At 75.1% G+C, this 5328-nt stretch carries 3 protein-coding genes and 2 pseudogenes; 3 read left to right on the plus strand and 2 right to left on the minus strand.

The window, feature by feature from the left end; genetic code table 11:
- Together FK498_RS17170 and FK498_RS17175 are read left to right on the plus strand one after the other, a co-directional pair.
- Positions 1 to 481, plus strand: a pseudogene (locus FK498_RS17170) (DNA polymerase III subunit gamma/tau); the annotation flags it as partial.
- Positions 478 to 801 carry a YbaB/EbfC family nucleoid-associated protein gene (locus FK498_RS17175; protein WP_141856712.1) on the plus strand — a complete coding sequence of 108 codons (324 nt, stop codon included), beginning with the start codon at positions 478 to 480 and terminating at the stop codon, positions 799 to 801. The pseudogene FK498_RS17170 and the gene FK498_RS17175, both read left to right, overlap by 4 nt.
- Positions 802 to 963: 162 nt before the next feature.
- Here FK498_RS17175 and bcp read toward each other — a convergent pair whose 3' ends face one another.
- Together bcp and FK498_RS17185 are read right to left on the minus strand one after the other, a co-directional pair.
- On the minus strand, positions 964 to 1422 hold the full coding sequence (bcp, locus tag FK498_RS17180; protein ID WP_237560995.1) for a thioredoxin-dependent thiol peroxidase: 459 nt from the start codon (positions 1420 to 1422) through the stop codon (positions 964 to 966).
- A gap of 171 nt (positions 1423 to 1593) precedes the next feature.
- A complete protein-coding gene (locus FK498_RS17185; protein ID WP_141856716.1) occupies positions 1594 to 4515 on the minus strand; it encodes a bifunctional [glutamine synthetase] adenylyltransferase/[glutamine synthetase]-adenylyl-L-tyrosine phosphorylase in 2922 nt (973 codons plus the stop codon).
- 53 nt (positions 4516 to 4568) lie between these two features.
- Here FK498_RS17185 and FK498_RS17190 point away from each other — a divergent pair.
- A pseudogene (locus FK498_RS17190) lies at positions 4569 to 5328 on the plus strand (hypothetical protein); the annotation flags it as partial.

Below are 5328 nucleotides of genomic sequence, written 5' to 3' on the forward strand. Positions count from 1 at the left end.
CGCCGGGGCCGCGCCTGCCGCCGTCCCTGCCCCGGCGCCGCGGCACGGCGTCGCGATCGCCGGGCTGCGCGACCTGGTCGCGCTCGCCGGTGCCGAGCGCGAGGCGCGGCTGGCCGCCGAGATCGCGGAGTACATGCACCTCGTGCGGCTCGAGGAGGGCGTGCTCGAGTTCCGCCCCGAACCCGACGCGCCGCGCGATCTCGCCGCGCGCGTCGCCGCCCTGCTCTCCGGGGCGACCGGGCGGCGCTGGACGGTCGCGCTCTCGGCCGAACCGGGCGCACCCACGCTCGCCGAACAGGACCGCGACGAGGCGCGCCGCCTCCGCCGCGAGGTCGAGGCGCACCCGCTCGTGCGCGCCGTGCTGGAGGCGTTTCCCGGCGCGGTGATCGGCGAAATCCGCCGCTGGGATGCCCCGGAGACTGGCGGTCCCGAGGCCGACGTGGTCTACGACGACATCACCGACCGCGAGGATGATGCATGAAGAATCTCGGCCAGATGATGAAGCAGGCCCAGGCGATGCAGAGCCGCATGGAGGAGATGCAGGCGCGGCTCGGCACGCTCGAGGTCGAGGGCAGCGCCGGCGGCGGCATGGTGCGCGTGACCATGTCCGGCAAGGCCGAAGTGAGGCGCGTCAAGATCGACCGCACGCTGGTCGATCCGGACGAGGTCGAGGTGCTGGAGGATCTCGTGGTCGCGGCGATCGCCGACGCGAAGGGCAAGGCGGAGGCGCTGGTCGCGGAGGAGATGGCGAAGGTGACGAGCGGGCTGCAGTTGCCGCCCGGGCTGAAGCTGCCGTTCTGACGAGGCGGACAGACAGTGGGGGGACGACCGTCGTCCCCCCGCACTCCCTCTCCGGCGATCCTCCGGCGATCGGGTTCGCAGCCGGGCGGGCGCCCGGCTCCGCGGTTTCCCGGTGCGCATCCTCACCCGGTCAGGCGGGTCCCCCCCTGACCGGGATCCGCGCTAGAGGGCCTTCGCCGCCTCAAGCACCGCCGCCGCGTGCCCGGCCACCTTCACGTTCTTCCAGACCTTGGCGACCTTCGCGTCCCGATCGATCAGGAAGGTGCTGCGGATCAACCCGATCGACCTCCGCCCCATGAACACCTTCTCGCCCCACGCGCCATAGGCCTGCGCGGTGGCCTTATCGGGGTCGGAGGCGAGCGGGAAGGTCAGACCGTACTTCCCGGCGAACGCCTCGAGCGCGGGCACCTTGTCGGGGCTGACCCCGATCACGTCGATCCCGAGCCCGCGGAACTGCGTGAGCGCCTCGTTGAAGTCGCAGGCCTCGGTGGTGCAGCCGGGCGTGTCGGCCTTGGGATAGAAGTACAGCACGAAGGGCTTGCCCTTCATCGCCGCGAGGCTGACGGTCCGCCCGCCCGTGGCAGGGAGGGAGAACGCGGGGGCGGGATCGCCCTCCTTCACGCCCGCGACCGCGGCGGCCTTCGCCGCCGGCGCGACCGCCTTGGTGCGTGCCGCCTTGGGGGCGGCGGGCTCGGCCGCGCGCGCGCCCGCCGTCCTGGTCGCGGCCCTCGTCGCGCGGGCGGGTGCGGATTTGGCCGGAGGCTTCTTGGCAGTCGGCATCGTTGCATTCCCTCATGCATCCGGGCCCGCATCGACGGGACCGAGATCGGCGACATGCGTGTTGAACGCCGCGCGCACCTCGCGCGCCGCGGCCTGCATCTGGGCGCCGAGCGCGTGCAGGTCAACCGCATCGCGAAGGCCCGCCGCACGGGCCGCGCGGCAGAGCGCCTCCGCCACCGGGGCGGGGATGTCCTCGGCGCTGCGCGGCTTGCCGACGGTCAGCCGCAGCACGCCCTGCACCGCGCGGAACAGCCGCGCCGCACGCTCGAGCCGCGCCGCCTCCGCCGCCTCGAGCGCACCGGCGGCGGCGAGCGCGCGCAGGCTCGCCGTGGTGGAACCGGCCAGCACCGACGGCGTTCGCGCGGCGTGGATGAGCTGCAGCACCTGGCAGACGAACTCGGCCTCGAGCAGCCCGCCGGGCCGGTACTTCACGTCCCAGGGCGAGAAGGGCGGGATCTCCTTCGCGATGCGTGCACGCAACGAGCCGGCATCCTCGCGCACCTTGGCCGCGTCGCGCGGGCGCGCAAGCGCCGCGCGGATCGCCTCCGCCGCGCGGCGCCGGAGCGCCGGCGGGCCGGCGATCACCCGCGCGCGCGTCAGCGCCATGTGCTCCCAGGTCCAGGCCTCCTCGGCCTGGTAGCGCGCGAAGCCGGCGAGCTGCACCGCGATCGGGCCCTTGTTGCCGGAGGGGCGCAGCCGCATGTCGACGTCGTAGAGCTTGCCCTCGCCCGTCGGCGCCGTGATCGCGGCGACGAATTGCTGCGCGAGCCGCCCGAAATACTCGGGCGGCGTGAGGCGGCGCCCGCTACCCCCGCGCGCGGTCTCCGCACCCGGCGCATGCTCGTAGAGCATGATCAGGTCGAGGTCGGAGGCGGCCATCATCTCGCGCCCGCCGAGCTTGCCGAGCGCCACCACCGCCATGCCGCCGCCGGCGATGCGGCCGTGGCGCGAGGCGAAGTCGCGCGCCACGCGCGGCAGCAGCGCCTTGAGCGCGGCATCGGCAAGCCGCGCCCGCGCCAGCCCCGCCCGGTCCGCATCCAGCGTGCCCTCGAGGGTGGCCACCCCGATCAGGAAGGCGCGTTCGTGCACCACCCGGCGCACCACGTCCATCGCCTCCTCGAGATGGCGCGCCTCGGCGAGCAGCCGGCCGAGCGGCCGGGCGACGGAACGGTCCGGTCTCGCTCCGTCCAGCAGCCCGTCGAGCACCGGCGGATGGCGCGCGAGATAGTCGGCGAGCAGCGGCGCCGCACCGCAGATCGCCGCCACCCGGTCCAGCAGCGCCGGGTTGCGCTGGAACAGGCTGAACAGCGGCACGCCCGCCGGCAGATGCGTCAGGAAGGCATCGAAGCGGGCGAAGGCCTGGTCGGGCTCCTTCTGCCGGGCGAAGGCCGCGAGCAGCGCCGGCATCAGCTCGGTCAGGATCTCGCGCGCCCGCGCGCTGCGCGTCGCGCGCGGCCGGCCATGGTGCCAGCCGCGCACGGTCGCCGCCACGCCCGAGGGATTGGCGAAGCCCATCCGGCGCAGGGTGGCGAGCGTGTCGGGATCGTCCTCCACCCCCGTGAACACGAGGCTGCCCGGGCCGCCGAGCTCGGGCGCCTCCTCGAACAGGGCCGCGTAGTGGCGCTCCACGCGCCCGAGATGGTGCGTGAGCTCGGCCGCGAACGCCGCCACCGAGTCGAAGCCGGCGAAGGCGGCGAGGCGCGCCAACCCCTCCGCCTCGGCGGGCACGGTATGGGTCTGCCGGTCGTCGATCATCTGCAGCCGGTGCTCGATCCGGCGCAGGAACCGGTACGCCTCGGCGAGCTCCGCGCGCGTCCGCTCCTGCACCAGCCCCGCCCGCGTCAGCGCGGCGAGCGCCTTGAGCGTCGCCGGCTCGCGCAGCCCCGGGTCGCGCCCGCCCCAGATGAGCTGCTGGACCTGGGCGAAGAACTCGATCTCGCGGATCCCCCCGCGCCCGAGCTTCAGGTTGTGGCCCGCCACCGCGATCGTCGCGCCGCCGCGATGCGCCTGGATCTGGCGCTTGATCGAATGGACGTCGCGGATCGCGGCGAAGTCGAGGTTCTTGCGCCAGACGAAGGGGCGGAGTTCGGCCAGGAAGGCCGCCCCGGCCGCGCGGTCCCCCGCCACGGGCCGGGCCTTGATCATCGCCGCGCGCTCCCAGTTCTGCCCGAGCGCGCCGTAGTAGGTGAGGGCGGCCTCCACCGAGACCGCGAGCGGTGTCGCCGCCGGGTCCGGGCGCAGGCGCAGATCGGTGCGGAACACGTAGCCGCCCGGCGTCCGCTCCTCCATCAGCCGGACAAGATCGCGTGCGATCCTGACGAAGAACGCGAGCGGGTTGTCGCCGTGATAGGCTCCCGCCTCCGGCTCGAACAGGACCACGAGGTCGATATCCGACGAGTAGTTCAGCTCGCGCGCGCCGAGCTTGCCCATCCCCAGCACGATCAGCCCGCTGCCGCGCGCCGGATCGTCGCCGCTGCGCAGCCGCATCTCGCCGCGCGCCTCGGCCTCGCGCAGGAGCTGTGCGACCGCCGCCTGCAGCGCCGCGTCGGCGAAGGCGGAGAGCGCGCCGGTGACGCGTTCGAGCGGCCAGAGCCCGGCGATGTCGGCCGCCGCGACCGCGAGCGCGGCGCGGCGCTTGGCAGTGCGCAGGATCTCGCCGAGCTGGGCCCGGCTCGCCGCCGGATCCGGCGCCACGACGAGGTCCAGCGCCGCGCCGAAGGCGGCATCCGGCCCTTCCGCGAGCAGCCGCATCAGCGTCTCCGGCTCGCGCAGCGCGAGGCCCGCGAGATAGGGGCTGTTGCCGAAGATCGCCGCGAGCAGCGGCCGTTCGGCCGACCCCGCCGGCGCTCCGGTCTCCTCCTCCCACTGCGCGAGCCCCCGTTCGGCGGCGGCGCGGTCGTGGGGCGGGGGAAGGGTGGTGGCGCTGCCGCTCATCGCCCCCCAGCCGAGCACCTGCCCGGCACGGGCGTCAATCGGGACGAGCGCGGATGATCCGCGCCTCCGGCCGGTGGCTGCGCCGTCTCGCCGTGCCCGTGATGGCGCTCGTCGTGATCGGCGTGCTCGGCGCGGGGCTGCTCGTCTGGCGCCTGGCGCAGGGTCCGCTCGTGCTCGATCCGCTCGCGCGCCTGATCGAGCGGCACGCCGCCGAGACCGGCCTCGTCGGCCGGCTCGCGATCGGCGAGGCGGCGCTGGTCTGGGAGGGCTTCGACGAGGCGGTGGACCGGCCGCTCGACCTCCGCCTGCGGGCGGTCCGCGCCCTCGCCCCCGACGGCACGGTGCTCGCCGAGATCCCCGAGGGCTCGGTCAGTCTCGGCCTGCGCGCGCTGCTGCTCGGGCGGATCATGCCGCGCGCGATCGAGCTGCGCGGGCTCAGCCTCACGCTCAGGCGCGCCGGGGACGGCAGCGTCGCGATCGATCTCGGCGCCGAGGAGGCGCCGGGCGATCCCGCCCAGGACGAGACGCGGCTCGCCGCGGCAGCCCTCGCCGCACTCGGCCGCCCGGCCGAGCACGGCGGCTGGATCGGCGCGCTCCAGCGCCTGCGCATCCGTGATGCCGTGCTGGTCGTCGAGGATCGCCAGCTCGGCGCGACCTGGCGCGTCCCGGACGCCGATCTCGACCTGCGGCGCGACGCCGGCCGGGTGGCGGTGAGCCTCGACGGCGCGGCGGTCGCGGGCGCCGATACGCGCTTCTCGCGCACCGGAGTCGGCGTGTTCGCGCCCGGCACGCCGCTCGCGACCGATGCCGGGA

The organism is Elioraea sp. Yellowstone, assembly GCF_006704265.1.
Lineage (GTDB): Bacteria > Pseudomonadota > Alphaproteobacteria > Acetobacterales > Acetobacteraceae > Elioraea.

Coding starts and splice junctions, on each gene's coding strand:
- FK498_RS17175 (WP_141856712.1), top strand. CDS start 478: ATGAAGAATCTCGGCCAGATGATGAAGCAGGCCCAGGCGATGCAGAGC.
- FK498_RS17185 (WP_141856716.1), bottom strand. CDS start 4,515: ATGAGCGGCAGCGCCACCACCCTTCCCCCGCCCCACGACCGCGCCGCC.